Here is a 25,837-nt window from a genome sequence, read left to right on the forward strand (position 1 = left end):
TTTTGAATATAATACTTTAGGGGAAGGGAAGACTTGTATTTAAGGAGGTTCTATGAACTATAACTTATTGTATAAATATATTAAGGAACTTTTAAGTATTCCAAGCCCCACAGGATATACAGAAGACGTTGAAAAGTATGTAGTAAATTTTCTTAAATCTCGAGATATTAGGTATAAAATTGCCAATAAAGGTAGTGTAATAGCTACAATAGAAGGGAAAGATAAAATAAATGTTACTACTTTTTCAACTCATGTAGACACTTTAGGAGCTATGGTTAAAGAAATAAAAGAGAATGGAAGATTATCAGTAAGCCTAATTGGTGACTATGTAATTAGCTCCGTAGAAGGTGAATGTTGTACAATACACACTAAAAATAATAAAAAATACGAAGGAACTTTACAAAATATTAAACCATCTATTCATGCATATGCAAATGAATCAAAACAAATAGATAGATCAACAGAAAATTATGAAATAGTAATAGATGAAGAGGTATTTTGTAAAGCAGATATAAATAATTTAGGTATAGATGTAGGAGATATGGTATCATTTGATACAAGAACAAGAATAACAAGTTCAGGATTTATTAAGTCAAGATACTTAGATGATAAAGCAGCTGTAGGAGTAATGTTATATGTCATAGATTATATAATATTGAATGAAATAAGTCTAAGTCATACTATAAATTTCTTATTTACTAATTATGAAGAAGTAGGGCATGGAGCATCTGCATTTATACCAAAGGATACAATGAATTTTATTGCTATTGATTTAGGGTGCCTCGGAGAAAAACAAAATTCAACGGAGTATGATGTTAGCATATGTACAAAGGATTCTAATGGACCATATGATTATAAGCTTATTAATTACTTTATTAATTTATGTAAAGAAGATAGCATTAACTATAAATTAGATATATATGATAATTATGGGTCAGATGCTATATCAGCTATAAGATCAGGATTAGATGCAAAATTTGCTTTATTTGGCCCTGGTATATATGCTTCTCATGGTTATGAAAGAACTCATATAAAGTCCTTAGAAGAAACTATAAAGTTAATTATAAAATATATTTCAAATTAAATATATAATGCATATTTGATCGGATAAAAAAACGAATTCTTTGTAATTATAAATATTACAAAGAATTCGTTTTTTTATTTATATAAAAATATAGTATTGTGTAACGCACAATACTGTGTTAATATATGTGTATAAAATACTATTGTGTATTACATAATACTATGTAAAAAAGAAAGGAGGGATTCAATGAATACTCAATTTCGAAAAGGTGTTTTAGAAATCTGTGTTTTAGCTTTAATATCTAAAAAAGATATGTATGGATATGAAATAGTTCAAAGTATTTCTAAGGTTATAGATGTTAATGAGGGAACTATATATCCAATATTAAGAAGGCTTACAAAGGATGAATACTTTGAAACATATATATTAGAATCTAATGAAGGTCCAGCAAGGAAGTACTACAAAATAACTGCAGATGGAATTAATAATTTAAACAAACTAGTAAGAGAATGGAAAGATTTTGTAGGTGCAGTTGATGTTATTTTAAATGAATATTAGAAGGAGGTACCAATATTGAATAAAAATGAATTTTTAGAGATATTAAAAGATTATCTTAGAAAAGATTTTTCAGAGGATGAAGTTAATGATATATTGAGAGATTATGAAGAATATTTTGTGGATGGAATAATAGAAGGCAAAAGCGATATGGAAATAATATCAGCTCTTGGTTCTCCAAAATCAATAGCAAAAGAGTTAGTATCTCAAATGAAGGAAAATGATGAAAATAAGCGATATAAAAATAGTAAATTTACTGATAGTATTAGCGATAAATATGAACAGTCAAAAATAAAAGTAAGAGATACATTTAAAAAAGGAAAGAATTATGTGAGTGAAAAGCTTACACCTAATTTATATAATGAAAGTTCTAGATTATCCACAAAGATTATAAAGATAATATTAAAAATCTTATCACTAGTACTTTTAATACCTGCATTTATGTTTATTGTTGTAATGATACCAATAGGAATATCACTAATAATATCTTTAGTAGCTTTTATAGTAGCTATACCATTTGTAGTTAATTTTGTTTGGTCTGTGCCAGAAGTAACTGCAGTTATTATATTTACATCCATATTATTTATAGGATGTGAAATAATTGCTTGGCAAATATTTATATTCCTTATAAGATTATTTATTAAGTTAAGTAAAAGATATATAAATTGGATAAAGACAAGAAATATTTATATAAATGCTAGTGAGAAAAAAGATAGATTAGAAAAAGATAACTACGAAGAAGATGGAAAAGGAGATGATGATTATGAATAAGAAACTTTCCATATTTGCAATAATATTAATTATAATTGGATTAGTGGGTACTATTTGGTCAGGTATTAATACAATGCCTTACTTTATGAGTGAAATATCAAAAGCAGAGCAAGAAGCTATGAAAGAAGAGACTATATATAATAAAGATATAGTTGATATTAAAAAAGTTACTATTTATACAATAAATAGCAATGTTAGAATTAAAAGAAATAATGAGAACAAAATAACGGTGAATAGAATAGGTAATCAAGATTTTGTAAGATATGATGTTAATAATAATAAAAATACATTAACGATAAAAGAAATTGAAAATGATAAAAGAAATTATATTAAGCAATTAGATTTTAAGAAATTATTTAACAATGTGATAGAATCATTAGTTTCAATACAAAATGAGGGAATCATAGTTTATTTACCAGACAATATAGATTTAGAAGTAGTTACAGCTAGTGGTGATTTAAGAGTAGAAAGTGATATTGTGACAAAAGAAATAATATTTAAAACATCTGTAGGAAGGATATCTTTGCCTAAGGAAGTTAAAAATATCGAGAATTTACAAATATTAAGTTCTAATAGTATATATCTAGATGTAATAGAGCTTTTAGGAGTTAAAGATGTAGATATAGAATGTAATTACTTGACTATATATTCTAATGAAAATTATATGTTTGTTGATAATATTGAAAATTATATACCATTAAATTTAAATATAAGTCAATATGATAGTGATGGATATAATTCTAATGTTAATATAAAGAGTAATATACCTGTTGCAAAAAACCTTAATATAAAAGGAAATGATAATTCTGTATATTTGCAAATACCTATAGAAAAATATAAGATGAATTTTGATATAAGTGTATCTGAAAATATATATTTAAATAATAATATGTTTACTGAAAATGCCATAGTAGGAGAGGTTAAAAAAATAAAAGGAATTTTAAATAAAGATCTGGAAGATTTAGATCAACAGTATAATGTGAATATAAAATCAGATAATCTTGAAATAAACTAAACTATGTTATAAGTTTATTTATATTGTAAAAAAATAGAAAAAAATAAGCCCTTATGATATAATGGAGAAAAACTATAGTAATGAGGGATGCTTATGAATAAATTAACAGCAACAATATTTTTAAGCACAACTATTTTATTTAATACAGCATGTGCAAATGTTAATAATATAGAAAGCGCAAGATCTTTAGAAGATGTAGATGTGTCTAGAAAAAGTGAAGTTATTGATGATAACTTAGAGACTATAACTATCCAGACTGATTCAAAGGATCCATCCAAGGTATTAGAGATAGAATTAGATATAAACAGTAGTGCAAAAGAAAAAATAAATAGAATCTTAGATAATATATCAGAAGAATGTTTTAATGGGTTACCAATTGAAGCAACTATTGTAAATAATAATGTGGTTGAGATAGAATTAACTGAATACAATGATGAAAAAAAGAAAGTTTCTTGGGAGGATGATTATTTAAATAAATATTCCAAGAAAAATACGATTAATCTTATAGTAAAAAATATAATAGAAGATAAATTTAAATCTGAAATTTCATATATTAAAGATGTGCGAATATATTATAATGATAAATTAATTACATTAGATTAAAAGGGCTATAATCAAAATATATTTTGCATAATATTTGATTTTAAATTAAATATTATGCAAAGTTATTTTGAGTAGCCCTTTTTTTATTTCATATGATTATTTAATATTATCTCGTCGTCTTCATTATTATCAAATTCATCATATAAATCTACGTTATCGCTTGCTATATATGTTGCTATAGATAAAATACCAATACCTGCAAATAGTTTTAGCTGTTGCTTTCCTATATATTTAACTGCAGGAAATAGAACCTTTCTTGACTTTGAACTAAATAAAGTAGTTGCTGATATTATAGCTCCAGAAATAACTAATGTACTTAAAGCTGGGTAATTTTTTATAAAATTTGAAGCGCATTTACAGCAAGATTTGCTATAAGAGTTATTAAAATCATTTTTCATATCATTTAATTCATTAGAAGTCATATAATCACTCCAGTATTATAAATTTAGAAAATCCTTGTTTATAGATTATGCAATAAAGAGAAAATTATAATTAATAAAATATGTTAAAGTATAGAGCTAAAATTAAAAAGCAAAAAATACTAAAATATACCATATATTACATAACACACAAATAATTAGTAACCAGTTTAAATTGCTATCATATAATTATAGTAAAGAACATAAGTCATGCTTATGAAACTTAAAATATACAGCAAAGGGGTTTTGACATATTATGAGAAAGAAAAAAAAACAATCTTATTCATGCGCTCCTCAGTATGATGCATGCAATCCATGCGAAGAAAAAATGAATTCATGTAAACCAGCTAAACAAACTAAAACGACTAATACATGTACATGCAACACAGCTAATACATGCAATACATGTAATCCATGTAATCCATGTAAAAAACCAGTAAAAAAATATGTAGACGATTTATGTGGTGATTATGAGATAACATGTGTAGATAAATGTGTAAATTTGGCTAAGAAGGCAGAGGAGTTATTTGCTAAAGCATGTGAGTGTGATGCTCAAGCAGTAGAAACTTATAATCAAGCTAAAGAGTGCGAAAAGTCTGCAAAATTATTAGAGCAAAAAGCTAATAATTTATTACAAAATGCATGTTGTACTGAAAAAGAAGCTAAAGCAGCAGAGTGTAAAGCTAAGCAATTACTAGAAAAAGCTGAAGAACTTTCTGCTAAAGCTAAATGTTTATATCAAGAGGGGAAAAAGATACAACAAGAGGCAGAAGCGAACTGTGAAAGTGCAAAATGTTTATTTGAAAAAGCACAATGTTTAAATGAAAAAGCTAAAGAATTATATGCTCAAGCAATGAAATGTGATGAAAAAGCACTAGAATGTTATCAAAGTGCAGGAGAAAAAATAAAAGAGTATGAAATGAAATCTAAAAAGTGTGAAGATATGATTTCTAAATGTGAGACTGCATTAAATGAATGTTCAAGTAAGGCTAATTGTAAAAAAGAAATGCCTTGCGAATATGTAAAACCTACAGATATGTGCAATACTACAAATATGTGTAATACTACAAAACCAAGCTCTACTTGTAAATATGAAGAATATGATTACTCTTGTAATCCTCCAAAGAAAAAATCTTACGGATGTAATAAACCTGTTTACAAAAATCCATGCAAGATGAATACTTGTAATGGAGACTATGAAGATAAAATTGATTCATGCTATTCAGATAATAAGTATAAAATGAACCCTTGCTACGAAATGAATGACTACAACATGAATTCTTGTAAAAAATCAACTAAACATGAAGATATAGTATATATTGAAGATTGTGATCTTTGTAAAGGTAATTTATGTTCAACTTATGTAAGTCCTATGTATGATATGACTCCTATGCAATGTACAGGAGGAATGTCAAGTAAATATCCATCTTTAGATAAACCATATATGAATGCTTATATTGATCAATATCAAGACATGAATGATATGTGGATGAACTATTATATGTATATGCAAAATATGTATATGCAAAACATGATGCCTTTTGATGAAATGTAATAATTATAAGTTAGAAAGAGAGCTTAAGTTTTAGGCTCTCTTTTACATATTAAGTATTTTATACAAACTGAATATATTAATTAAAATTAAAACATACTAAACTAACATTAAATTTTACTATTATATAATTATATGGTATATTAAATAATAGATTTTATATAGGAAAACAAAAGATATATTAGGTGGTGATTAATAGAATGGATATAAAAAAGTATAAAGAAAGTATACTTTATTTAATATTTGGTGGGTTAACTTTTCTTGTAAATATGATTACATATGTACTTTTTACTAGAGTTGTTAAAGCTGATGTTTTAGTTTCAAATTGTATTGCATGGATTGCAGCAGTGTTATTTGCTTATATTACAAATAAATTTTTTGTTTTTAAAAGTAAAGAAACTGATTTTAAATATATATTAAAAGAATTTAGAGCATTTGTTGGTTGTAGACTATTTTCTGGGATTGTTGAATTAGGGATAATATTTGTGATGGCAACTTTAATGGGAATAAATGATTTATTTGTAAAGATAGTAACTAATATAGTTGTTATTGTTTTAAACTTTATATTTAGTAAATTAATTATATTTAAAAAAGAGATACAGGTATAAATAATAGAGATGTTTTTAATTGTCATCAAATATAAATAAAAAAGATGTCCAAGTTAAGGACATCTTTTTTCTATTCTATAGATCCTGAATACTCTTCAACAAAGTATAATGGTCTACCTTTTACTTCTATGAAAATTCTTCCTAAGTATTCACCTATAATACCTAATGATATTAGTTGAACAGCACTCAAGAACAATAATATGCAAACAATACTTGCATACCCTGGAACATCTACACCAAAAATTAAAGTTTTAGAGAATACAAAAATCATGTACAAGAAAGAAGCAATACCACTTATTATCCCCATTATTGTAGAAATTCTAAGTGGAAGTATAGTAAAGGAAACTATCCCTTCAATTGCTAAGTCCATTAACTTAAAATAATTCCATTTAGTTTGTCCAGCAACTCTTGAATCTCTATCGAATTCTATTTCCTTTTTCTTAAAACCTATTAAACTAAACATTCCCTTAGTGTATCTTTGCTTTTCGGGAAAAGATTTTAAAGCATCTATAGCCCTTCTGCTTAATAGTCTAAAGTCTCCTGTATCTTTTTGAATAGGTACATCTGATACACTTTGTAAAACTCTATAGAAGGCTTTAGATGTGAATTTTTTGAACCAAGTTTCACCATCTCTACTTCTTCTTTTAGCATATACGTCATCGTATCCTTCTTCATATAACTTAATCATATCAACTATCAATTCAGGAGGATCTTGTAAGTCAGCATCTATTATAGCTACAGCTTCCCCTGTAACATAGTCAAAGGCAGCTCCCATGGCAACTTCTTTACCAAAGTTTCTAGATAAGTTTACATAGCAAACTCTTTTATCTGCCTTACGTAGTGCTTTAACTATCTCTAAAGAGCTATCTTTACTACCATCATTTACAAATAGAAATTCTAAATCATAGTCTTTTATTTGCTCTCCTAAAGCAACTAATCTACTATATAAATGAGGAAGAGATTCTTCTTCATTATACATTGGTATTATAATAGACAATATTTTATTTTTCATATTAATCAACTCCAACTATCGAATTTACGCCATAGTATTTAGCTATCCATTTATTAATCCAAGATTCTTTATCGTCACTAACATATCTACTACCTCTAAATGCATTATATTCACTTTGAGATTTTGGTATATTTTTAATTTCTATATCTAATTTACCGTTTTCTTTTTCAGTATTTATAGTAGAAATTTGAGTATTTATACTATTATAAGTTTTAACAATATCTTTATAGGCGATACTGTAGCTATCTGCAAATTTAATTGTAAATCCTATTAAACAAGCTACTAAAATAATATTTAATGATTTAGAATTAATAGATATATTTGAATAAATATTTCCTATTGCAATTATAATAAATACTATAGGTCCAAACCAAGTTCTAGCAGGTATTTGAGGAGATACAATTAAAACAATTATTCCTGCAAGTGCAGAGAATATATACATAAAAGATATTGTAAGTGACTTACTTATTAATTGTGTATTACTACTCGTTATTAAGAAGAACGCTAAAATAACTAATAAAAGAATAGTAAGTCCAAACATAAGTGTAAATGAAGTACCAAATACATTTCCTATATTTTTTACTATATTTACTGTTTTATTAACTAAATATTCTTTTCTCGCGTTATTACCAGGTGCAAGAGCTAAAAATCCAAATCCGATACAACTAGATATAAATCCAGAAAATGCCCAATTAGGTATTTTTAAATTTTTTAATTTATAATAAGCTATAAATAACATAGTTAGTAAGATCATAGCTCCACCAGTATTTTCATTTGTCCAACCTGCTAATATACCTATAAAAATCATAAGTATAAAATTGAAAGTACTATCGTTAAAAGAATTTTCATTTTCAAGATATTTTCTATATGGCAGTAAGAATAATAATATAATTACAGTACACCATAAATAGTTACCTGCACCTGATACCCATAGTACAGTTAGCCCAAATTGAGGTATAAAGAACCATAATGATAATATTATACCTATTAATAATTGTATGTTTATTTTTCTTGAAACATTTGAATGTAAGTAAATAAGTACAGCTAGTCCAACAAAAGCAATTGAGTTAATAATATTAAAGAATTGCTTATCGAACATTAAGAAAAATTGAACTAAGGTATGTGCAGTAATTCTACCACCCCACATAAAGTAATGGTTATACATAGATTTAAATATATCGCTGAAACTTGATATTCTTTGAACACTATTAGTAGGCATAAAAGATTCATACATAAAATTATATCGAAAATCATCTGAAGTAAAATGAGTATTCTTATTAAGAATATACATCATTCCAAATGTTAACAATAAAATAAGGGAGAAACAAATTACATTACCAATAGAGTTAGTTTCAGTATTATTTATATTACTTTTAAAATTTAACGAATTGTTATTTCTTTTCAAAACTATTCCTCCTACTTTGAAATATAAAATATTTTAATCAATATTTTATATTATACATAATTGGAGGCACTTTTTAAAGCTAGTTAACTACAAAATTATAACTATATTAAATACAATTAGATAATTTGTTAATTAATAATGCCAATCAAGAAGAGGATTATTAACATGATTATTTAAAAATATTAATAATATAAAATTATAGGGGGATAGATATACTGTGAAATGATTTAGGTATTAATAAATCTAATTTATATTAATTTAAGAAATTTATAGGAGGTAAATTATGAAGAAGGTATATATAGCTGTATTAGCTATGATGATGAGTTTAGGACTGATAGCATGTTCTAATAATACGAGACAAAAAGAGATCAATGAGTCTAATGGTAAAATTAAGGTGTATGCGACTATTTTTCCTGTATATGATTTTGCTAAAAATATAGGTAAAGATAAAATTGAATTAAATTGTATTGTGCCACCATCTTCGGAACCACATGATTATGAAATAAGTGCAAAAACCATAAAAGACATACAAAATGCAGATTTACTTATAAAAAATGGTTTAGGAATAGATGGATTTGCTGATAATATAAAGTCGGAATCAGATAAATTAGATATTATAATAGCAAGTGAAGGAATTGAAAAAATAACATATGAAGAAGAAGGTCATGATGAGGATGAAATTGAAGAAGAACATGAACATGGTAAGTATGATCCTCATGTGTGGTTGAATATAAACAATGCCATAAAGGAATGTGAAAATATAAAAAATGCATTCATAAAAATAGATAGCAAAAATAAAGGATATTATGAAGAAAATTATAATAACTATGTAAAAGAATTAAAAGACTTACAAGAAGAGTACAATATAAATTTAAAAGATATAAAAAATAAAACTATATTAGTTTCTCATGATGCTTATGGATATTTATGCAAGCAATATGGAATAAATCAAATATCAATAACAGGCATAAATCCAAATCAAGAGCCTTCTATGAACAAAATAGCAGAACTTACAAACTATGTAAAGGATAATAATATTAAATATATATTATTTGATGGATTAGTTAATCCAAAAGTTTCTCAAACGATAGCTAATGAGGCAAAAATAGATACAGGAATTTTATATTCAATAGATGGTATAACTAAAGATGATTTTAATGATAATGAAGACTATATATCATTGATGGAAAAAAATTTAGAAACACTTAAAATAGTGTTAAAGTAGGTATAAAATGATAGATGTAATTAAGTTTAAAGATGTTAGTTTCGGATATGAAGATAAAACTATACTAGAAAATGTTAATTTTGATATTTATCAAGGAGATTACATAGGAATTATAGGACCTAATGGTTCTGGAAAGACAACATTATTAAAGCTTATAATTAATGAGCTAAATCCAACAAAAGGTAAAATTAAGATTTTAGATAAAGAAATTACAAATTTCAATAATTGGGAAAAAATCGGATATGTAAATCAAAAATCAAACTCATTCTCAACTTCTTTTCCTGCAACAGTAACTGAAGTTGTATCTATGGACTTAGCACCTAAGATAGGATTGTTTAAGAAAATAAAGAAAAAACACTTAGAAGAGGTTTGGAATGTTTTAAAATTAGTAGGAATATATGATCTTAAAGATAAATTAATAGGAAGTTTATCTGGAGGTCAACAGCAAAAAGTTTTTATATGTAGGGCTCTTATGAGAAATCCTAAAATACTGATTTTAGATGAACCAACAGTAGGTATAGACCTAAATGGTCAAAAAGAATTTTATCATCTTTTAAAGACGTTAAATGAAAGCTTACAGCTTACGATAGTAATAGTTTCTCATGATTTATTTTTAGTTAAGGAAGAAGTAAAGAAATTAGCAGTAATAAAAAATAAAGGTATTAAGGTAATAGAAAATATAGATGATGAATTAACAAAAAATACATTACTAGACCTTTTTGATATATAAAAGGGAGGCAGTAAAATTGGAAATATTTCAATATGATTTTATGGTGAGGGCATTAATTGCGGCTTCTATAGTAGGATTAATATGTCCTTTAATGGGTATGTTTATAGTTTTAAGAAGGTTATCTCTAATTGGTGATAGTTTGTCACATATAGCATTATCGGGAATAGCAGCATCAACTATTTTTAACGGGAATCCTATAATTGGTTCGTTAGTAGCATCAAGTTTAGCAGCTATTATAATAGATAGATTAAGAAGTAGCCTTAAAGAGTATGCAGATTTGTCTATAGCAATAATAATGGCTTTAGGGGTAGGTATATCAGGAATACTTATGAGTGTATCAAATGTTAACTTTGATTTATTTTCTTTCATGTATGGGAGTATAGCAACTGTAACAAAAGAAGATATTACTATAATAATAATAACTGCAATAATAGTTTTGTTATTTATAAACTTATTTTTTAAAGAACTAGTATATATTACATTTGATGAAGAAAGTGCAAAACTATCAAATATTCCAGTAAAAATTATAAATATTATTTTTATGATATTAGTTGCAGCAAGTATCACAATGACTCTTAGAATTGTTGGAGTTTTATTAGTATCGTCATTAATTGCAATACCAGTAGCTACAAGTTTAAGAGTAGCTAAAAGTTTTAGACAATCAATATTTTATTCAATATTATTTGGAGAAACATCAATACTTAGTGGTGTTATTTTATCTTTTTATATGGATGTAGCACCAGGTGCTATAATAGTTATAGTAAGTATTTTACAACTAATGATAGTAAGTTTATATAAAACTAAGATAGATAAAAGAAAAATTGAAAAAGTAATAAATAATTGAGAAACAATAATAGCGGCCTCAAAGCATTTTAGCGTCTGAGACCGCTAGCATTATTTTATAAGCTCTTTTTCTATTATTTTATATAGACTTTCCATCATATTGTTAAATTCTTGAGTGGCTTTCATATAATTAGATACTAGAGGAAGATTAAAAAATGTATCATACTCCTTATTTAAGCTCTTAATCTTATAAGAAGCATCATCTATACTATATCTTGAGTAAATATTATTCTTTTTATTAATATAAGAATCAAATTGTTTTTTTAAAGACCTATTCTTTTCAATATCTGCCTTACACTTGTTCATATACTTAAATTCATTAGTATTTTTTATACAACTAGCAAATTCTTTAGCTTTTTGATTAATATCCATTGTATACCCTCCTTAATTAATCCAGTATATTATATTGTATAAAATAAAGAGAACATATAGACTACATATTTTATTTTAAAACTAGTATGAAAAGTGTAGCAAAAATAATATTTGTATAATAATATATAATGTATCAAAAAAGACAAGACAGAATAATGACAGCGTGGAAATAAAGGGTGATGTCTCTAGTTTACATTAAGAGACGCACCCTTTTTTATAGTTAGTTAAAGAGATATCAAATCACCTAAAAACATTTCAAACATTACACCATCATTTCTATCAGTATTAAACTGAGATGTATAATTTATAGTTTTATATATAAATTTAGTGGCAGTTTCAACTGCAAAGTTTAAATCATAATTATTTGTTAAAAGACCGCAAATAATAGATGTAAATATATCACCTGTTCCGCTATAAGAACGATTATTATATTTTACAGATGTAAAATAAGCTTCATCACTAGATTTATTATAAGCTAAGTTAAGTATATTATCACCTTCAACGATACCTGTAATGACAACATTTAAAGGACCTAGATTTGATAAGTCTTTTGCTATATTAATAAGTTCAAGTCTAGAATAATTATGATGGTACTCTTTTTTTGTTAATATACATGCTTCTGTCAAATTAGGAGTTATTAAAGTTGAATGTTTTACTAAATCTTTTATCTTATAGCACATTTCTTCTGTAAATGTAGAATATAAAGAGCCGTTATCTCCCATAACTGGATCTACTACAACTAGGGAAGTATTAGTTTCTTTTATAAAATTAGATACAATTTCAATTTGCTCAATTGATCCTAAGAAACCACTGTATATACAATCAACATCAATATGAAGTCTTTTCCAAACATTTCTGTATTCATCCATTTCCTTTGTAAAATCTAAGAATGTGAATTCTGGATAGTCAGTTTGGCTAGAAAGTATAGCAGTAGGAAAAGGACAACATTGGACTTTTAAAGCTGAAAGTATAGGTATTGCTACAGTAAGAGAGCATCTACCAACCCCTGATAAATCATTTATTGCTGCAACTTTTTTTAGCATAATACTCCTCCATAATGTTAAATCTATAAATATATATTACTACTAAAATATACAAAAAAATATACTCTATTAAAAAAAAGTAGAAATAATACAATGTACCAATACAATTAAACAATAATTAAAATTATTTGATAACTTATTGGACATAATAAGAGAAATGAATTTTATAAAAAATGGTGTACTATTCGTTGGGAGGTGCTTTGTTTGAAATTACTCAAAAATAAAAATGAGTACATCAAAAAAATAGTGATATGTTTATGTTTGACAATATCATTAGGAGGAAGTGTATTTATAAATAAAGGAAGGTATGATGATAATAAAAATATAAAAGAAGAAGTATTAGAAGCTAGTAAAATTGATACCGACACCAATACGGATGAAACAAATAATCAATATAAATTATTACTAGAGCATCTATTTGATTATAGAAATAAGGCTATATTAGATCAAAATGAAGAAATATTAAAAGAGCTTTATGATACTAGTAAAAAATTTGGTCTTTGGGCATATGAGCATGAAGTAAAAAAAATGAAGTATATAAAGAGTTGGTCAGATAAACAAGGTGTAGATTTTAAAGATATTAAAACTAAAGTAATTGTTAAAAAAATAAAAGAAAAAGAAGAAGAGGAAGATTTATATGGAATTATATGTACTGTTTCTACAGAATATAAATATTCATATGAAAATCAGAAGGATGTAATAAATACATTTAGGATAGGAACATATCATTATTTGAATGTAGTAATAAGAGATAATCAATATGTGATAGTTAAAGAATGGTATACGGATCCTTTTGAAGATTCTTTAAACTTAGAAAATATTAATTCTAATGAAATAAGAAACTATATAGAAAATCATGAAAAAGCAGAAATTCAGTTAACTAAGGAGCAAGAAAAAGCTATTAATTATGCTCATCAGTATTGTGGAGCAGCTGCAGATGAAGAGTTCGGCCTTAAATTTAATAATAAGTATAAAGATTTTAATCCTGACGGTGGAGATTGTGCTAATTTTGCATCTCAGATACTATTTGAAAGTGGAAGATTTAAGAAGAATGCAACTTGGAATTATTGCAATGGAGATGGAACTAAAGCATGGGTTAATGCTCAAGGGTTTAAAAATTATATGTTAAATAGTGGAAGAGGTAGCTTAATCGCTAAAGGTTCATATCATGATGTTTATAAAGAAGCTTATAATCTAAGACCAGGAGATTTTGTCGGTTATGAAAAAGGAGGAAGAATTACTCATGTTTCCACTGTAACTGGGCAGGATTCAAAAGGATATCCTTTAGTCACTTGTCATAATACAGACAGACTATTGGTACCTTGGGATTTAGGATGGAGTAATAAAGCCATAAAATTTCATCTAATAAAAGTTAACTACTAAAATGTTTTCCTAGAACTCAGGATATGCTGAAATGTGCATGGATACTAGGTTTAGGATGTTTTTATAAAAATGTATAAAACTAATAAAATTTGACAAAACTGATTATATATGGTAAAGTGATAACAAAGCTAAAGTTTAGCTGAATAATTGTGTTTTTTTAGGAGGATTTATTAAATGAAAACTGGTGTAGTTAAATGGTTTAACAACGAAAAAGGATTTGGATTCATATCTGTAGAAGGTGAAGGAGATGTTTTCGTACATTTCTCAGCTATACAAGGTGATGGATACAAGTCTTTAGAAGAAGGACAAAGCGTTCAATTTGATGTAGTTGAAGGTGCAAAAGGTCCTCAAGCTTCTAATGTAGTTAGATTATAATTAAAAGTTCATATATATTAGTTTTATTAGTTATAAATCTAGTTGTATGTGAAAAAGCCGCTTATTGCGGCTTTTTTTACTTTATTACCTTTTAACTAAGCCAACATTTTCAATGAAGTAGAAGTCTTTTTCTTTTATTAAAAAATCATATAAATCTTCAGATGTATATTTGCAGAACTGATTTAAACATTCTTCTAAGTCATCTTCTAGTTTATCAAACTCGCTATATATATCGAATTCTGCGGCATATTGTTGCATATTATTTCTTAATTCATCAATATCTATTAAGAGTTCAATCCAAGATGAGTCTAATTTATTATCTAGTATCATAGACTTAACTTTAGAAAGTAATTCAGATTTATTTAAAATAGGTATTATAATTTCTTTTTCTTTATTTAACTTATTTATAAAAGAAGCTATATCGTCAGCCATACTTAATAAGTTACTCTCTACGAAGTTATCAAAATTCTCTTTGCTGAATTTACTACGTATATCTTCTATAAACATTTCTTCTGCATTAGACTGCCATAATTTTAAGGCAAACTTATTAGAACTTTCACTTTTTATAGGGTTACCTAAATAATCAAATAATCTAGGGTAAGAGTGATTAAAATGTTTTGATATTTCAGCTCTATAGAAGTAACCTGCATCACCTGTAGGCATTAGGTTTATTATAAAACTATCTAAATCGCTACCTAGGTATACATGTGTGGATGTAAATATGTTAATAATATTATTTAGGTTAGTTTCATTTATCACAGATATGTTATTTTTAGCAGCTATATTATATATTTTATGTTTATATATTTCATTAAGTATATTTTCTAATTCGGTATTATAGTTGTAGCTATATTTCATATTGAGCCTCCTTCAATGAATATAATAAATTTATACCCAGAAAAAAAATTTTAAAATAAAAATTTAAATAAAAGCATAAATATGGTAGAATTAATATGTAAAAAGAAATAAAATATATGTTTTATGAACAAATATGTATAAATCCTTACATTAAGTATTGGGAGGTGTAGTGTGATGAACATATTATTTTTTTTAACACCTAAAAGTGAAGTTGCATACATATATGAAGACTACACTATGAGGCAAACATTAGAAAAAATGGAGTACCACAGATACTCTTCAATTCCTATAATTAATAAAGAAGGGAAGTATGTAGGTACATTAACTGAAGGTGATTTGCTATGGACATTAAAAAATGATTTTTCATTAGATTTAAAGTCAGTAGAAGATGTACCTATTATGAATGTTAAAAGACGTAAAGATAATGCTCCAGTGTCTGTAGAGGCAAACATAGAAGATTTAATTTCAAAATCTATGAATCAAAATTTTGTACCAGTAATAGATGATGAAGAGACTTTTATAGGCATAATAAAAAGAAGAGACATAATTGATTATTGCTACCATAAAATGAATAATGAAGATTAAGAGGATAATTAAATAATTAAATAATATATAAAGCCTAGTATTTTTACTAGGCTTTATATATTTATATATTAGTCATTGAATTTAACTATATTGTTGTATTTTGATTTTAAATCATTGTATTTATTAGTGTAAGCTTCGCTTTGTTTTTGATAAGTTAAAGCTTTTTCTATTTCATTTCTAACTTCTGCATATTCAGATTGTCCACCTTCTTGTCTATCCTCTAACTTAATTAAGTGGTATCCAAATTGAGTTTTAACAGGACCAGTTATTGAACCTTTATCCATAGTGAATACAGCTTCATCAAACTCAGGAACCATTTGTCCTCTTTCGAATGTTCCTAAATCTCCACCAGCATCTTTAGATGGGCAAGAAGAATGTTCAGTTGCAGCCGCTTCAAAAGTAACCTCACCAGCATTTATTTTATTTAATATGTCAGTTGCATTTTCTTCAGTATCTACTAATATATGCTTAGCAGAAGCTGTATCTGGTTTAGTAAATCTAGATTTATTAGCTTCGAAGAAAGCTTCTTTTTCTTCTTCAGTTAAAGTAACGCTAGTTAATACTTTGTTCATAGCATATTGCTTTAACATATTTTCTTTTACTCTTTCTAATTCAGCTTTGAATTCTTCATCTTGATCTAAGTTATTTTCCTTAGCTTCTATGTATAGTAATTCTTGGTTAACTAAATCTTCTAATATTTGTTTTTTTCCTTGTTCAGAGTTGAAGTGAGAAGCTTGATAAGGGTCTAATCCACCTAATATACCTTCAACGTCTAAGTTAGTTATTTCTTTTTCTCCAACTGTAGCTAAAACTTTTTTTTCCATAATAATTAACTCCTTTATTTGTATTCATTATTAATATTAGCCTTTAATATAAATAATATCAAAAAAATTTCAATATGTCTAATCTTTCCAGTATAAGCAAATATATTAATACCAAATTGCAATGACCATTAATAATAGTGATGATATTATACCAACAACGCCCTCTTCATTTTTAAATCTAAAAACCATTCTACATGAAAAATAAAAATATATTAGTATGAAGATAAATTTTAAATATAAAAGAGTAAGATTAGTTGGAAATAGTAAAAAAGTTGATAATGTAAGTATGTATGAACATATAGTGTTTATCCTATAATGTAAGTTTATATTCCTTAATTTTTTCATACCCATAAAATAAAAAATTAATAAAGCTATATAAATTATTCCAACAAAAGTATACGAGTAAAATAAAATAGTTTCTAAAGTATAGTTTTGTATGAATATAATTTTATAGAAAATAATTGGCCAAAAGAATAATGTTAAAAATCTGAAGTAATACTCGAAGAAAACTTCTTTATTCAACTTCTCACACCCTTTCTAAAATAATAATAATTATCTATAAATAAATTAAAGCATATATATATATTAAATACTAGGATTATATTTTAGTATGATCAATTTTATAGATATATCATTAATAAAATATTTTTAACCTAAGATATAAAATAAGGGGGAATTTTATGTACAGATATTATACAAAAGGAGTTTGTGCTAAATCTATTTTAATGGATATTGAAGATGAAGTGATAAAGGATGTAGTATTTGAAGGTGGTTGTGCAGGTAATTTAATTGCATTAAAATACTTTGTTGAAGGGAAAAAAATCGATGAAATAATAGAACATCTAGAAAATATACCGTGCATGAATAGAGGAACATCTTGTCCAGATCAACTTGCTAATGCTCTTAAAATATATAAAGAATATGTATTAAAAAAAGAATAGTAGTTACATATAAAAAGAGAATGTCTTAGCTGACATTCTCTTTTTATATATTATTGTTTATTAACTAATATAGCTATTTTTTCGTCTGGGTTGTAGCTTATTTGAACTAGTTGATTTTTTCTAACATGTTCTAAATCTTCTCCACCATGAGCTATGTGCAACTTTACAGGTAATTTACCTTGCTTGATTATTGCTACGTATTCTTTTTTACCTTTTTTCTCTAAACTAATTAAGTTACCTACATATGGTTTAAAGTTTTGATATTTATCCCCAGCTTTTTTTATGTAGAAATAAGTTGCTACAGCTATTGCTATGTTTAATCCAAATATAATCCATCCATTAATTTTACTAATAGAACCAATTATAACTACAGCGAACATTATTATTAAAGGTAAAATAGCTTTCTTCATTAATAATTTCCCCATAATTTCATTAGCTTTTTTCTCAGGACCACTCATAGTTTTTGATCTAGCAAATGATTCTGCAAATTTGTCTTTTAAGCCCATATTAATCCTCCTAATTTCAATAAATATTTAGTTATAATAACGTTTTTTACGATTGAAACTAAAAATTTACTTTAACATTATTATTATGTTCAATCTTTACATTTAAATTTACAATAAGCAAATGAAAATATATCTAATATTTTAACATAAAAAATTAGAAATGAAAATAAATGTAAGTGAAAACTTTAATAATATTTAGATAAATATACTTAAATTATATATAAGCGTATTTAAAATAGTAATTTAATTATGTATCACTATAACTAATTTTATTTTATGGTAAAATAAAGTGTAAATAATTAAATAAGCAATATTTCATTTAAGGAGGACAATATGGAAAAGAAATATATAATGGCACTGGATCAAGGAACAACAAGTTCTAGAGCTATATTATTCAATAATAAAGGTGAAATACTAGAGACGGCTCAAAAAGAATTCACTCAGATATATCCTAAAGCAGGATGGGTAGAACATAACCCTATGGAAATATGGGGATCACAAAGTGGAGTTATGAGAGAGGTAATAGAAACAGCAGGAATAACTCCAGATGAGATAGCAGCCATAGGAATAACAAATCAAAGAGAAACTACGATAGTATGGGATAAAAATACAGGAAAGCCAATATACAATGCTATTGTTTGGCAATGTAGAAGAACTTCAGATATATGTCATAATTTAAAAGAAAAGGGGTTGGAGAAAACTATAAAAGATAAAACAGGTCTTTTAATAGATGCTTATTTCTCAGCTACTAAGGTAAAATGGATACTTGATAATGTAGAAGGTGCAAGGGAAAAAGCAGATAAAGGTGATTTATTATTTGGAACAGTAGATACATGGCTTATATGGAAACTGACTCATGGAAAAGTTCATGTAACGGATTATTCAAATGCATCTAGAACTATGATGTATAATATTAAAGAATTAAAATGGGATGAAGATATATTAAAAGAATTAAACATACCAATAAATATGTTGCCAGAGGTAAAACCATCTAGCTATATATATGGACATACTGATGAGCAAATGTTGGCAGGAGCACAAATACCAATATCGGGTTGTGCAGGAGATCAGCAATCAGCATTATTTGGTCAAACTTGTTTTGAAGAAGGTAGTGTTAAAAATACTTATGGAACAGGATGTTTCTTACTTATGAATACAGGTGAGAAAATAGTTGAATCAAAAAATGGACTTATAACAACTATAGCATGGGGTATAGATAATAAAATACACTATGCTTTAGAAGGAAGTATATTTATGGGCGGTGCATCAATTCAGTGGCTTAGAGATGAGCTTAGAATGATTAAAACGGCAAAAGATAGTGAAACTTATGCTAACAAAGTAGAGGACACTAATGGAGTATATGTAGTACCTGCTTTTACAGGATTAGGAGCACCTTATTGGGATATGTATGCTAGGGGAACAATAGTAGGACTTACAAGAGGTTCTAAAAAAGAACATATGATAAGAGCAACCTTAGAATCTATAGCATATCAAACTAAGGATGTAATAACTGTAATGGAGCAAGACTCTGATATAAAAGTAAAAGATTTAAGAGTTGATGGAGGAGCAAGTAGCAATAATTTCCTAATGCAATTCCAATCAGATATATTAGATGTAAATATAGATAGACCAGAAATAATAGAAACTACAGCCCTAGGTGCAGCTTATTTAGCAGGACTAGCAGTAGGTTTTTATAAAAATAAAAATGAAATAACATCAAAGTGGAAAGTACAAAAAGAATTTGTTCCTAGTATGGATAAAAATAAAAGAACAAAATTATATAAAGGTTGGAAAAGAGCTGTTTCAAGAGCAATTCAATGGGAACTTGAAGATACAGAAGACCAAGATTAATTAAATATTTCTATATTAATATGTAAAAACTTATTATAAAAAAGGAATTTAAGTAAGTAGTAGCAAAGCTATGACAACGAAAATTCCTTTTTTATATATTAATTTTTACTACTTAGTAGCAGCAACTACTGATATTTCAACCAATAAGCATTCTCTAGCCATTTTAGCTTCAACACAAGCTCTTGCTGGTTCATGTCCATCTTCAGTCCAGTTATCCCAAACTGAATTCATATCAGCAAAATCATCCATAGTTTTTAAGTATATAGTAGCTGATAATATGTGGTTCTTATCTGAATTGTATTTTTCTAGTAAAGTTTCTATTTTACTTAATACACCAGCAGTTTGTTCTTTTACATCACCTTCAGCGTGAACTTGACCTGATAAGTAAAGTGTGTTGTTATGTACTACTACAGAACTCATTCTACCGTTGTTTTCATATCTTTTGATTTCCATAAGATTTGCCTCCTAAAATATTATCATTAATTGTAACAATTAAGATTATAATACAAAATAATATAATAATCTAGGTTAATAAAAATAAAAAGGATAAGTTGATGTAGCTAATATAAAAAATATACTATAATAAACTTGTAAGGATAAGTAATATAATTTTAAACATTATATTAGAGAAAGGGTAATCAAGATGAATAAAGTAAAAGTTGCAGTAATAGGTGCAGGAGTTAGGGGGACTTATGCATATCCTCCATATATTTTAGAGAATCCTCATTTATGTGAAATAGTAGCAGTAGCTGAAACTAAAAAGGGAAGAAGAGACTTATTTTCTCAAAGATATAATTTAAAAGACGGATCAGTATTTGAAAGCGCTGAAAGATTCTTTGAATCTGAAAAAATAGCAGATGCAGTAATAATAACCACTAGTGATGATAGACATTATAACTATGCAAAATTAGCTTTAGAAAAAGGATATCATGTTCTTTTAGAAAAGCCAATGGCGAATAGCTTAGATGGATTAGTTCATTTAAAAGAGTTATCAGAAATATATAATGATAAAATTTTGATGACTTGTTATGTACTTAGATATACAGAATTTTTTAAAAAATTAAAAGATATAATTGATAGTAAAGAATTAGGTGAGTTAGTTAGTATACAACATAATGAAAATATAGGGTATTGGCATTTTGTTCATAGTTATGTAAGGGGAAATTGGAGAAATAGTAGTGATACTAGTCCTATTATCTTGACAGAAAGTTGTCATGATATGGATATACTTCTATATCTTACAGGAAGCCAATGCAGAAAAGTCGCATCTTTTGGTAAGTTAAAGCATTTTAATAGCGATAGTTTTAAATTAACAATGAGTGAAAATTGTTATCGTTGTAGTGAAGAAGAGCATTGTCCTTATTCTTGTAAAAAAATATATCTAGAAAATACTAGGATATTAAATAATGCAGTACATATAAATCCTACAAAAGAGAATTTAGATAATATCTTAAAAGAAGGACCTTATGGAAGATGTGTATATAGATGTGATAATAATGTAGTAGATAATATGGTAAGTATAATAGAATTTGAAAATGATGTAACAGCTACATTTAACTTATCTGCATTTACTAAAGAATGCAATAGAACGATTAAGTTGATGTTTACTAATGGAGAAGTAGGTGGAAGTTTTAAGGATAATGAAATTAGAATAAAAAAATTTGGGCAAGATAAGGAAGAGTTAATAAATACTTATAAGGATGATTTAAGTCAAAATGAAGGAAATATAAATCTTATAAAAAGTTTTATAAGATTAGTATCAGAAGATAATATTAACAAGGATGGAAATAATATAAAAGAAGCAATAGAAAGTCATGTAATGGCATTTGCAGCAGAATATTCAAGAGTGAGCGAAGAAGTTGTACATATAGATGAATTCTTTGAAAATGCAATAAGAATGACTAATGAGATAGAAAGTACATTACTTTAATTACATGTAAATGAATTAAAAGGAAGTGTTTTAAAATAATGTTTACATTAAAGCATTACATTAAGCCACTTCCTTTTAATTATTCATCACTATCTTTTGGATTTTTAGGGTCACTATTTTTTCCAAAGTCAAAAAAATCTACACACTGAGAAAGTGCATATGATAAAATTGCAAATAGTATTTCTGTATGAGAAGGAATACTTATAGATGTCATAAATTTATCTATAATATCCATAGTTATAAAAGTTAATAATATATCTAATAAAGCCTCAAGTGCTTTATATATAGGATAAGGTAATTTATTTACATATCTAAATACATCTAATAAAGATGTACATAAAAAATCTATAGGACTTCCTATTAAGAAATATATTGCAAAAAATAATATAACAGCACCAACGGAATTATATTCAAACCCTAAAAAGGATAAGAAACCAATACCTACAAAGGTAAAGACTAAAAAAGATATTCCGAAAAATACAATAAAAAATAAAATTAAGGAAGCTATCTCAAAAAAAGGAATTTTATCTTTTTTATTTATTTTAATCCCTCCTTTAACTAACTATATTCTATAATAGTTTACTATAAAAAGAAGAGAAAATTGCATAAAAATAGTAAAAACTTAAAATATTTTATTGAATGGATTTTATATGAAAAGTAACATTCTTAAAACCTCGTAGTAATCATCAGTTTTAAATACCAAGGTTTGAGAATCTATAGTTTTCATATTAGGATAAAATGAAGCTTTATAGGAGTTATAATGTTCTTTAAATTTAATTTCTATCTTGAAAGATTCAGGTAATTTTATCAAATGCCTAGATAAATCACCAGACAAAGCTGATTTAACGCCTAACCTTATATTTTTTACAGCAAGAGTTGGATGAATTGATATAGAAGCATTTCCGATTCCTTTTGAAACTGGAACTGTAATAATATTAGGATTTAATTTTTTTGCATGTTCACAAAGCATTTCATCTCCACTTAAGAAGGGAACAGGAACGTTATAATAAGCGCTAGTATAAGCATTTATAGTAAATTCAGAGGCAATATCATCATTTATTTTTATATAATCAAATTTAGTATCTAGGGTATGGGACAAAGGATTACCATTAAATGTGGCTGGACTGTGATAACCTACAAATAATGATGCATCAAAACTTTTATCAATACCACCCATCATAACATGAGGATCTTTAGTCCAGCCTCTAAGTATTTTTATATTTTCAGGTAGATTCATAGGATTTATATTTCTAGCACTATCATGGGCATCTTTAATAATGATGTCGCTTTTTTCAATGTCATTAATGCCTAGACAAGCAGCATTAACTTCTTTAGTCATTTGATCTTTATTATAAGTTGAGAGATTATTTTCAAGTTCTGTTTCATCCCAATGGACGATTCCGCAAGTACCTTCTATATCTGCACTTATATATATTTTCATAAATATCCTCCTAATTTAATAATTGATATTATTATAGTAATATCATCTCAATTTTAAGTATAGAATATTTATGACTAAATATAAACTAATAATATTAAATAGGAGGAGTTAATATGAATAGACCTAAATGTCTAAAACAAGGAGATACTATAGGTATAATAGCTCCTGCAGGGGATTTAAGAGAATATACTATTGAAGGAATAAAAAGTTCTATAGAGAGTTATGGTTATAAAGTAAAAATAGGTAGAAGTTGTTATTTAAACTACAGAGGTTATTTAGCTGGTCAAGATGAAATGAGAGTATTAGATCTAGAGAATATGTTTTTAGATGATAGAGTAGATGCAATAATGTGTTTAAGGGGAGGATATGGAAGTAGTAGAATTTTAGATATGATAGATTACGATATAATAAAAACACATCCTAAAATATTCATAGGATTTTCAGATATAACTGCTTTGCATATAGCTTTTAATCAAAAATGCAATTTAATAACTTATCACGGAATAATGGCAAATAAAGCAAGTTTATGGGATGAATCTTCCTATTATTCATTGTTAGAAGCATTAAACTTCAAAGGAGAATATTGGGTAACTAATCCAGATAATATACCCATTTATACATTGTATAAAGGGAATGCTACAGGGCAAATTATAGGTGGAAATTTATCTATGATAACTTCTACGCTAGGAACAGAATATGAAATAGATACTAAGGATAAAATATTATTTATAGAAGAAGTTGGAGAATATATATATAGGATAGATAGATTATTAAAGCATTTAGAATTAGCAAATAAGTTTAGAGATTGTAAAGGAATTATATTTGGTGATTTTGCAGATTGTAGGAAAAGCACAGAAAAGGACTGTGACCTTATTGAATTATTAAAAGAAATTGCTAATAAATATAAAAAGCCTACAGTATATAACCTTAAGTCAGGTCACTGCACACCAATGGTAACAATTCCTTTAGGAGTACAATGTACTATAAAATCTGGTCAATCAATAATCAAATTTAATAACTAAAGTAAAGGTATAAAATATATTACAAATAGGCATAAATATTATATATAATATTTATGCCTGAAGATAAAGTACTATAAAGATTAATATAAAATATTAAAACTCTGCTATGGAATAACAAAAAAAAGTAATATTGCAAATACTAGTAATAATCTAAAAGACATTTAGCTCCTCCTATAATATATTTTTATAAAATATATTTGAGTAGAAATAATTTTATGTTAAAAAGATATGAATATATATTTATTTGTCGTAAATATGATATAATCTTATACAAGTAAAACTTTGCTAGGAGGAATAGATATGTCTGATGATAGAATTATTGATTTTAATGAATTGAAAAATAAAGTTAAAGATACTGATGTAGATAAATTCGAACAGTACATTTATAATTTATATTTTTCTGTTATGGATGGAAGTATGAGTATGTCTGAATTTTCAAGAAAAATATTTGATTATATGAATGATAACAATATATCTCAAGAAAAGTTTATGAATATACAAAAGAAGTTTATGGAAAGATACGGAATGGATTCTCAAGAGATAGAAAAGCAATTAAAGAATTTTGGAATTGATCCATCAACTATAAATATGGGAAACTTAGATCCTAGTAATATGAATGAAGACCAATTAAATAACATAAGAAAAGCTGCTGGTTTCTATGAAAGATATGGATCAAAAATACAACCTAAAAGCTGTATTTATGCAACTATAAAAAATGATGTTAATGATATTACTATAATGATAGATCAAGATAAGGTTATGCTTTACAGTAATAAAAAAATAAATTTAGTTGATGCAGAATTAAATGAATTTTTACTATCTTATAAAAATATGTTCAATAATAAAATAAGAGTAGTTTTATGTGAAAATTGTACAGAATACGATTATTAAAAATATCGAATACGAATATAATATATAAAATAAAAAATGGTGAGCTTATCTAG

At 26.3% G+C, this 25,837-nt stretch carries 29 protein-coding genes; 18 read left to right on the forward strand and 11 right to left on the reverse strand.

What is annotated here, in order from left to right; translation table 11 throughout:
• Nucleotides 1-52: 52 nt before the first annotated feature.
• From H8923_RS05840 to H8923_RS05860, 5 genes are all read left to right on the forward strand, one after another.
• A complete protein-coding gene (locus tag H8923_RS05840; protein WP_153972085.1) occupies nt 53-1,084 on the forward strand; it encodes a M42 family metallopeptidase in 1,032 nt (343 codons plus the stop codon).
• Between the two features lie 186 nt (nt 1,085-1,270).
• On the forward strand, nt 1,271-1,582 hold the full coding sequence (locus H8923_RS05845; protein WP_172976735.1) for a PadR family transcriptional regulator: 312 nt from the start codon (nt 1,271-1,273) through the stop codon (nt 1,580-1,582).
• 15 nt (nt 1,583-1,597) lie between these two features.
• Nucleotides 1,598-2,350 carry a DUF1700 domain-containing protein gene (locus tag H8923_RS05850; protein ID WP_153972084.1) on the forward strand — a complete coding sequence of 251 codons (753 nt, stop codon included), beginning with the start codon at nt 1,598-1,600 and terminating at the stop codon, nt 2,348-2,350.
• Complete coding sequence (locus H8923_RS05855; RefSeq protein WP_172976734.1) at nt 2,343-3,365, forward strand: DUF4097 family beta strand repeat-containing protein; 1,023 nt, start codon at nt 2,343-2,345, stop codon at nt 3,363-3,365. The genes H8923_RS05850 and H8923_RS05855 overlap by 8 nt, the downstream gene beginning before the upstream one ends.
• Before the next feature lie 93 nt (nt 3,366-3,458).
• Entirely contained in the window at nt 3,459-3,968 is a 510-nt protein-coding gene (locus H8923_RS05860; protein ID WP_153972082.1) for a hypothetical protein, read from the forward strand.
• Nucleotides 3,969-4,051: 83 nt separating this feature from the next.
• Here the strand turns inward: H8923_RS05860 and H8923_RS05865 are convergent, their stop codons facing one another.
• Nucleotides 4,052-4,390 carry a hypothetical protein gene (locus H8923_RS05865; RefSeq protein ID WP_153972081.1) on the reverse strand — a complete coding sequence of 113 codons (339 nt, stop codon included), beginning with the start codon at nt 4,388-4,390 and terminating at the stop codon, nt 4,052-4,054.
• 253 nt (nt 4,391-4,643) lie between these two features.
• Here H8923_RS05865 and H8923_RS05870 point away from each other — a divergent pair, with 253 nt between their 5' ends.
• Nucleotides 4,644-5,942, forward strand: coding sequence for a hypothetical protein (locus H8923_RS05870; RefSeq protein ID WP_153972080.1), 1,299 nt, complete (start codon nt 4,644-4,646; stop codon nt 5,940-5,942).
• A 197-nt stretch (nt 5,943-6,139) separates the two neighbouring features.
• A complete protein-coding gene (locus H8923_RS05875) occupies nt 6,140-6,547 on the forward strand; it encodes a GtrA family protein (protein WP_153972079.1) in 408 nt (135 codons plus the stop codon).
• Nucleotides 6,548-6,617: 70 nt separating this feature from the next.
• Here H8923_RS05875 and H8923_RS05880 read toward each other — a convergent pair whose 3' ends face one another.
• Together H8923_RS05880 and H8923_RS05885 are read right to left on the reverse strand one after the other, a co-directional pair.
• Complete coding sequence (locus tag H8923_RS05880) at nt 6,618-7,559, reverse strand: glycosyltransferase family 2 protein (protein ID WP_153972078.1); 942 nt, start codon at nt 7,557-7,559, stop codon at nt 6,618-6,620.
• Nucleotide 7,560: 1 nt separating this feature from the next.
• Complete coding sequence (locus tag H8923_RS05885) at nt 7,561-8,964, reverse strand: DUF3329 domain-containing protein (RefSeq protein WP_153972077.1); 1,404 nt, start codon at nt 8,962-8,964, stop codon at nt 7,561-7,563.
• A gap of 283 nt (nt 8,965-9,247) precedes the next feature.
• On the opposite strand from H8923_RS05885, the gene H8923_RS05890 reads away from it, so the two are divergent.
• The 3 genes from H8923_RS05890 to H8923_RS05900 are packed head-to-tail and all read left to right on the forward strand — an operon-like array spanning nt 9,248 to nt 11,763.
• On the forward strand, nt 9,248-10,189 hold the full coding sequence (locus tag H8923_RS05890; RefSeq protein ID WP_153972076.1) for a metal ABC transporter substrate-binding protein: 942 nt from the start codon (nt 9,248-9,250) through the stop codon (nt 10,187-10,189).
• Nucleotides 10,190-10,196: 7 nt separating this feature from the next.
• Nucleotides 10,197-10,919, forward strand: coding sequence for a metal ABC transporter ATP-binding protein (locus H8923_RS05895; RefSeq protein ID WP_153972075.1), 723 nt, complete (start codon nt 10,197-10,199; stop codon nt 10,917-10,919).
• 16 nt (nt 10,920-10,935) lie between these two features.
• The gene (locus H8923_RS05900; RefSeq protein WP_243139955.1) at nt 10,936-11,763 is read left to right on the forward strand and encodes a metal ABC transporter permease; all 828 of its coding nucleotides are present in this window, start codon (nt 10,936-10,938) and stop codon (nt 11,761-11,763) included.
• Between the two features lie 50 nt (nt 11,764-11,813).
• On the opposite strand, the gene H8923_RS05905 is transcribed toward H8923_RS05900, so the two are convergent.
• Nucleotides 11,814-12,134, reverse strand: coding sequence for a YlbF family regulator (locus H8923_RS05905; protein ID WP_153972074.1), 321 nt, complete (start codon nt 12,132-12,134; stop codon nt 11,814-11,816).
• A gap of 224 nt (nt 12,135-12,358) precedes the next feature.
• A complete protein-coding gene (locus tag H8923_RS05910; protein ID WP_153972073.1) occupies nt 12,359-13,177 on the reverse strand; it encodes a pyridoxamine kinase in 819 nt (272 codons plus the stop codon).
• 261 nt (nt 13,178-13,438) lie between these two features.
• Here H8923_RS05910 and H8923_RS05915 point away from each other — a divergent pair, with 261 nt between their 5' ends.
• Nucleotides 13,439-14,560: an amidase domain-containing protein gene (locus H8923_RS05915; RefSeq protein ID WP_408639060.1), complete on the forward strand. Its 1,122-nt coding sequence runs from the start codon at nt 13,439-13,441 to the stop codon at nt 14,558-14,560.
• A gap of 174 nt (nt 14,561-14,734) precedes the next feature.
• Nucleotides 14,735-14,935 carry a cold-shock protein gene (locus H8923_RS05920; protein WP_122639566.1) on the forward strand — a complete coding sequence of 67 codons (201 nt, stop codon included), beginning with the start codon at nt 14,735-14,737 and terminating at the stop codon, nt 14,933-14,935.
• 84 nt (nt 14,936-15,019) lie between these two features.
• On the opposite strand, the gene H8923_RS05925 is transcribed toward H8923_RS05920, so the two are convergent.
• Nucleotides 15,020-15,793, reverse strand: coding sequence for a hypothetical protein (locus H8923_RS05925; protein WP_153972071.1), 774 nt, complete (start codon nt 15,791-15,793; stop codon nt 15,020-15,022).
• 174 nt (nt 15,794-15,967) lie between these two features.
• On the opposite strand from H8923_RS05925, the gene H8923_RS05930 reads away from it, so the two are divergent.
• Nucleotides 15,968-16,378: a CBS domain-containing protein gene (locus H8923_RS05930; RefSeq protein WP_153972070.1), complete on the forward strand. Its 411-nt coding sequence runs from the start codon at nt 15,968-15,970 to the stop codon at nt 16,376-16,378.
• A gap of 68 nt (nt 16,379-16,446) precedes the next feature.
• Here H8923_RS05930 and H8923_RS05935 read toward each other — a convergent pair whose 3' ends face one another.
• The gene (locus tag H8923_RS05935; RefSeq protein WP_153972069.1) at nt 16,447-17,202 is read right to left on the reverse strand and encodes a peptidylprolyl isomerase; all 756 of its coding nucleotides are present in this window, start codon (nt 17,200-17,202) and stop codon (nt 16,447-16,449) included.
• A 680-nt stretch (nt 17,203-17,882) separates the two neighbouring features.
• On the opposite strand from H8923_RS05935, the gene H8923_RS05940 reads away from it, so the two are divergent.
• Nucleotides 17,883-18,143 (forward strand): TIGR03905 family TSCPD domain-containing protein, encoded by a 261-nt coding sequence (locus H8923_RS05940; RefSeq protein ID WP_153972068.1) that lies wholly within the window; start codon nt 17,883-17,885, stop codon nt 18,141-18,143.
• Nucleotides 18,144-18,193: 50 nt separating this feature from the next.
• Here the strand turns inward: H8923_RS05940 and H8923_RS05945 are convergent, their stop codons facing one another.
• On the reverse strand, nt 18,194-18,649 hold the full coding sequence (locus tag H8923_RS05945) for a hypothetical protein (RefSeq protein ID WP_153972067.1): 456 nt from the start codon (nt 18,647-18,649) through the stop codon (nt 18,194-18,196).
• A gap of 333 nt (nt 18,650-18,982) precedes the next feature.
• Here H8923_RS05945 and glpK point away from each other — a divergent pair, with 333 nt between their 5' ends.
• On the forward strand, nt 18,983-20,500 hold the full coding sequence (gene glpK, locus H8923_RS05950) for a glycerol kinase GlpK (protein ID WP_153972066.1): 1,518 nt from the start codon (nt 18,983-18,985) through the stop codon (nt 20,498-20,500).
• Nucleotides 20,501-20,608: 108 nt separating this feature from the next.
• Here glpK and H8923_RS05955 read toward each other — a convergent pair whose 3' ends face one another.
• Nucleotides 20,609-20,953 (reverse strand): RidA family protein, encoded by a 345-nt coding sequence (locus tag H8923_RS05955; protein WP_147540003.1) that lies wholly within the window; start codon nt 20,951-20,953, stop codon nt 20,609-20,611.
• A 190-nt stretch (nt 20,954-21,143) separates the two neighbouring features.
• Here H8923_RS05955 and H8923_RS05960 point away from each other — a divergent pair, with 190 nt between their 5' ends.
• Nucleotides 21,144-22,430 (forward strand): Gfo/Idh/MocA family protein, encoded by a 1,287-nt coding sequence (locus tag H8923_RS05960; protein WP_153972065.1) that lies wholly within the window; start codon nt 21,144-21,146, stop codon nt 22,428-22,430.
• A 79-nt stretch (nt 22,431-22,509) separates the two neighbouring features.
• Here H8923_RS05960 and H8923_RS05965 read toward each other — a convergent pair whose 3' ends face one another.
• Both H8923_RS05965 and H8923_RS05970 read right to left on the reverse strand, forming a co-directional pair.
• Nucleotides 22,510-22,977: a regulatory YrvL family protein gene (locus H8923_RS05965; RefSeq protein ID WP_187127872.1), complete on the reverse strand. Its 468-nt coding sequence runs from the start codon at nt 22,975-22,977 to the stop codon at nt 22,510-22,512.
• 99 nt (nt 22,978-23,076) lie between these two features.
• Nucleotides 23,077-23,871 carry a M55 family metallopeptidase gene (locus tag H8923_RS05970; RefSeq protein ID WP_153972064.1) on the reverse strand — a complete coding sequence of 265 codons (795 nt, stop codon included), beginning with the start codon at nt 23,869-23,871 and terminating at the stop codon, nt 23,077-23,079.
• A 113-nt stretch (nt 23,872-23,984) separates the two neighbouring features.
• Here H8923_RS05970 and H8923_RS05975 point away from each other — a divergent pair, with 113 nt between their 5' ends.
• Both H8923_RS05975 and H8923_RS05980 read left to right on the forward strand, forming a co-directional pair.
• A complete protein-coding gene (locus tag H8923_RS05975; protein WP_153972063.1) occupies nt 23,985-24,893 on the forward strand; it encodes a S66 peptidase family protein in 909 nt (302 codons plus the stop codon).
• A 300-nt stretch (nt 24,894-25,193) separates the two neighbouring features.
• Nucleotides 25,194-25,784 (forward strand): DUF3867 domain-containing protein, encoded by a 591-nt coding sequence (locus H8923_RS05980; RefSeq protein ID WP_153972062.1) that lies wholly within the window; start codon nt 25,194-25,196, stop codon nt 25,782-25,784.
• Nucleotides 25,785-25,837: the final 53 nt, after the last annotated feature.

The sequence above is a fragment of the Romboutsia faecis genome (genome assembly GCF_014323405.1).
GTDB lineage: Bacteria > Bacillota > Clostridia > Peptostreptococcales > Peptostreptococcaceae > Romboutsia_E > Romboutsia_E faecis.

What these genes read in the sequence shown, in the direction of transcription:
- H8923_RS05960 (WP_153972065.1), top strand. Translation starts at nt 21,144, where the DNA reads ATGAATAAAGTAAAAGTTGCAGTAATAGGTGCAGGAGTTAGGGGGACT.
- H8923_RS05930 (WP_153972070.1), top strand. Translation starts at nt 15,968, where the DNA reads ATGAACATATTATTTTTTTTAACACCTAAAAGTGAAGTTGCATACATA.
- H8923_RS05905 (WP_153972074.1), bottom strand. Translation starts at nt 12,134, where the DNA reads ATGGATATTAATCAAAAAGCTAAAGAATTTGCTAGTTGTATAAAAAAT.
- H8923_RS05875 (WP_153972079.1), top strand. Translation starts at nt 6,140, where the DNA reads ATGGATATAAAAAAGTATAAAGAAAGTATACTTTATTTAATATTTGGT.
- H8923_RS05940 (WP_153972068.1), top strand. Translation starts at nt 17,883, where the DNA reads ATGTACAGATATTATACAAAAGGAGTTTGTGCTAAATCTATTTTAATG.
- H8923_RS05925 (WP_153972071.1), bottom strand. Translation starts at nt 15,793, where the DNA reads ATGAAATATAGCTACAACTATAATACCGAATTAGAAAATATACTTAAT.
- H8923_RS05845 (WP_172976735.1), top strand. Translation starts at nt 1,271, where the DNA reads ATGAATACTCAATTTCGAAAAGGTGTTTTAGAAATCTGTGTTTTAGCT.
- H8923_RS05970 (WP_153972064.1), bottom strand. Translation starts at nt 23,871, where the DNA reads ATGAAAATATATATAAGTGCAGATATAGAAGGTACTTGCGGAATCGTC.
- H8923_RS05980 (WP_153972062.1), top strand. Translation starts at nt 25,194, where the DNA reads ATGTCTGATGATAGAATTATTGATTTTAATGAATTGAAAAATAAAGTT.
- H8923_RS05955 (WP_147540003.1), bottom strand. Translation starts at nt 20,953, where the DNA reads ATGGAAATCAAAAGATATGAAAACAACGGTAGAATGAGTTCTGTAGTA.
- H8923_RS05880 (WP_153972078.1), bottom strand. Translation starts at nt 7,559, where the DNA reads ATGAAAAATAAAATATTGTCTATTATAATACCAATGTATAATGAAGAA.
- H8923_RS05855 (WP_172976734.1), top strand. Translation starts at nt 2,343, where the DNA reads ATGAATAAGAAACTTTCCATATTTGCAATAATATTAATTATAATTGGA.
- glpK (WP_153972066.1), top strand. Translation starts at nt 18,983, where the DNA reads ATGGAAAAGAAATATATAATGGCACTGGATCAAGGAACAACAAGTTCT.
- H8923_RS05895 (WP_153972075.1), top strand. Translation starts at nt 10,197, where the DNA reads ATGATAGATGTAATTAAGTTTAAAGATGTTAGTTTCGGATATGAAGAT.
- H8923_RS05920 (WP_122639566.1), top strand. Translation starts at nt 14,735, where the DNA reads ATGAAAACTGGTGTAGTTAAATGGTTTAACAACGAAAAAGGATTTGGA.
- H8923_RS05860 (WP_153972082.1), top strand. Translation starts at nt 3,459, where the DNA reads ATGAATAAATTAACAGCAACAATATTTTTAAGCACAACTATTTTATTT.
- H8923_RS05945 (WP_153972067.1), bottom strand. Translation starts at nt 18,649, where the DNA reads ATGGGCTTAAAAGACAAATTTGCAGAATCATTTGCTAGATCAAAAACT.
- H8923_RS05865 (WP_153972081.1), bottom strand. Translation starts at nt 4,390, where the DNA reads ATGACTTCTAATGAATTAAATGATATGAAAAATGATTTTAATAACTCT.
- H8923_RS05870 (WP_153972080.1), top strand. Translation starts at nt 4,644, where the DNA reads ATGAGAAAGAAAAAAAAACAATCTTATTCATGCGCTCCTCAGTATGAT.
- H8923_RS05840 (WP_153972085.1), top strand. Translation starts at nt 53, where the DNA reads ATGAACTATAACTTATTGTATAAATATATTAAGGAACTTTTAAGTATT.
- H8923_RS05935 (WP_153972069.1), bottom strand. Translation starts at nt 17,202, where the DNA reads ATGGAAAAAAAAGTTTTAGCTACAGTTGGAGAAAAAGAAATAACTAAC.
- H8923_RS05890 (WP_153972076.1), top strand. Translation starts at nt 9,248, where the DNA reads ATGAAGAAGGTATATATAGCTGTATTAGCTATGATGATGAGTTTAGGA.
- H8923_RS05975 (WP_153972063.1), top strand. Translation starts at nt 23,985, where the DNA reads ATGAATAGACCTAAATGTCTAAAACAAGGAGATACTATAGGTATAATA.
- H8923_RS05910 (WP_153972073.1), bottom strand. Translation starts at nt 13,177, where the DNA reads ATGCTAAAAAAAGTTGCAGCAATAAATGATTTATCAGGGGTTGGTAGA.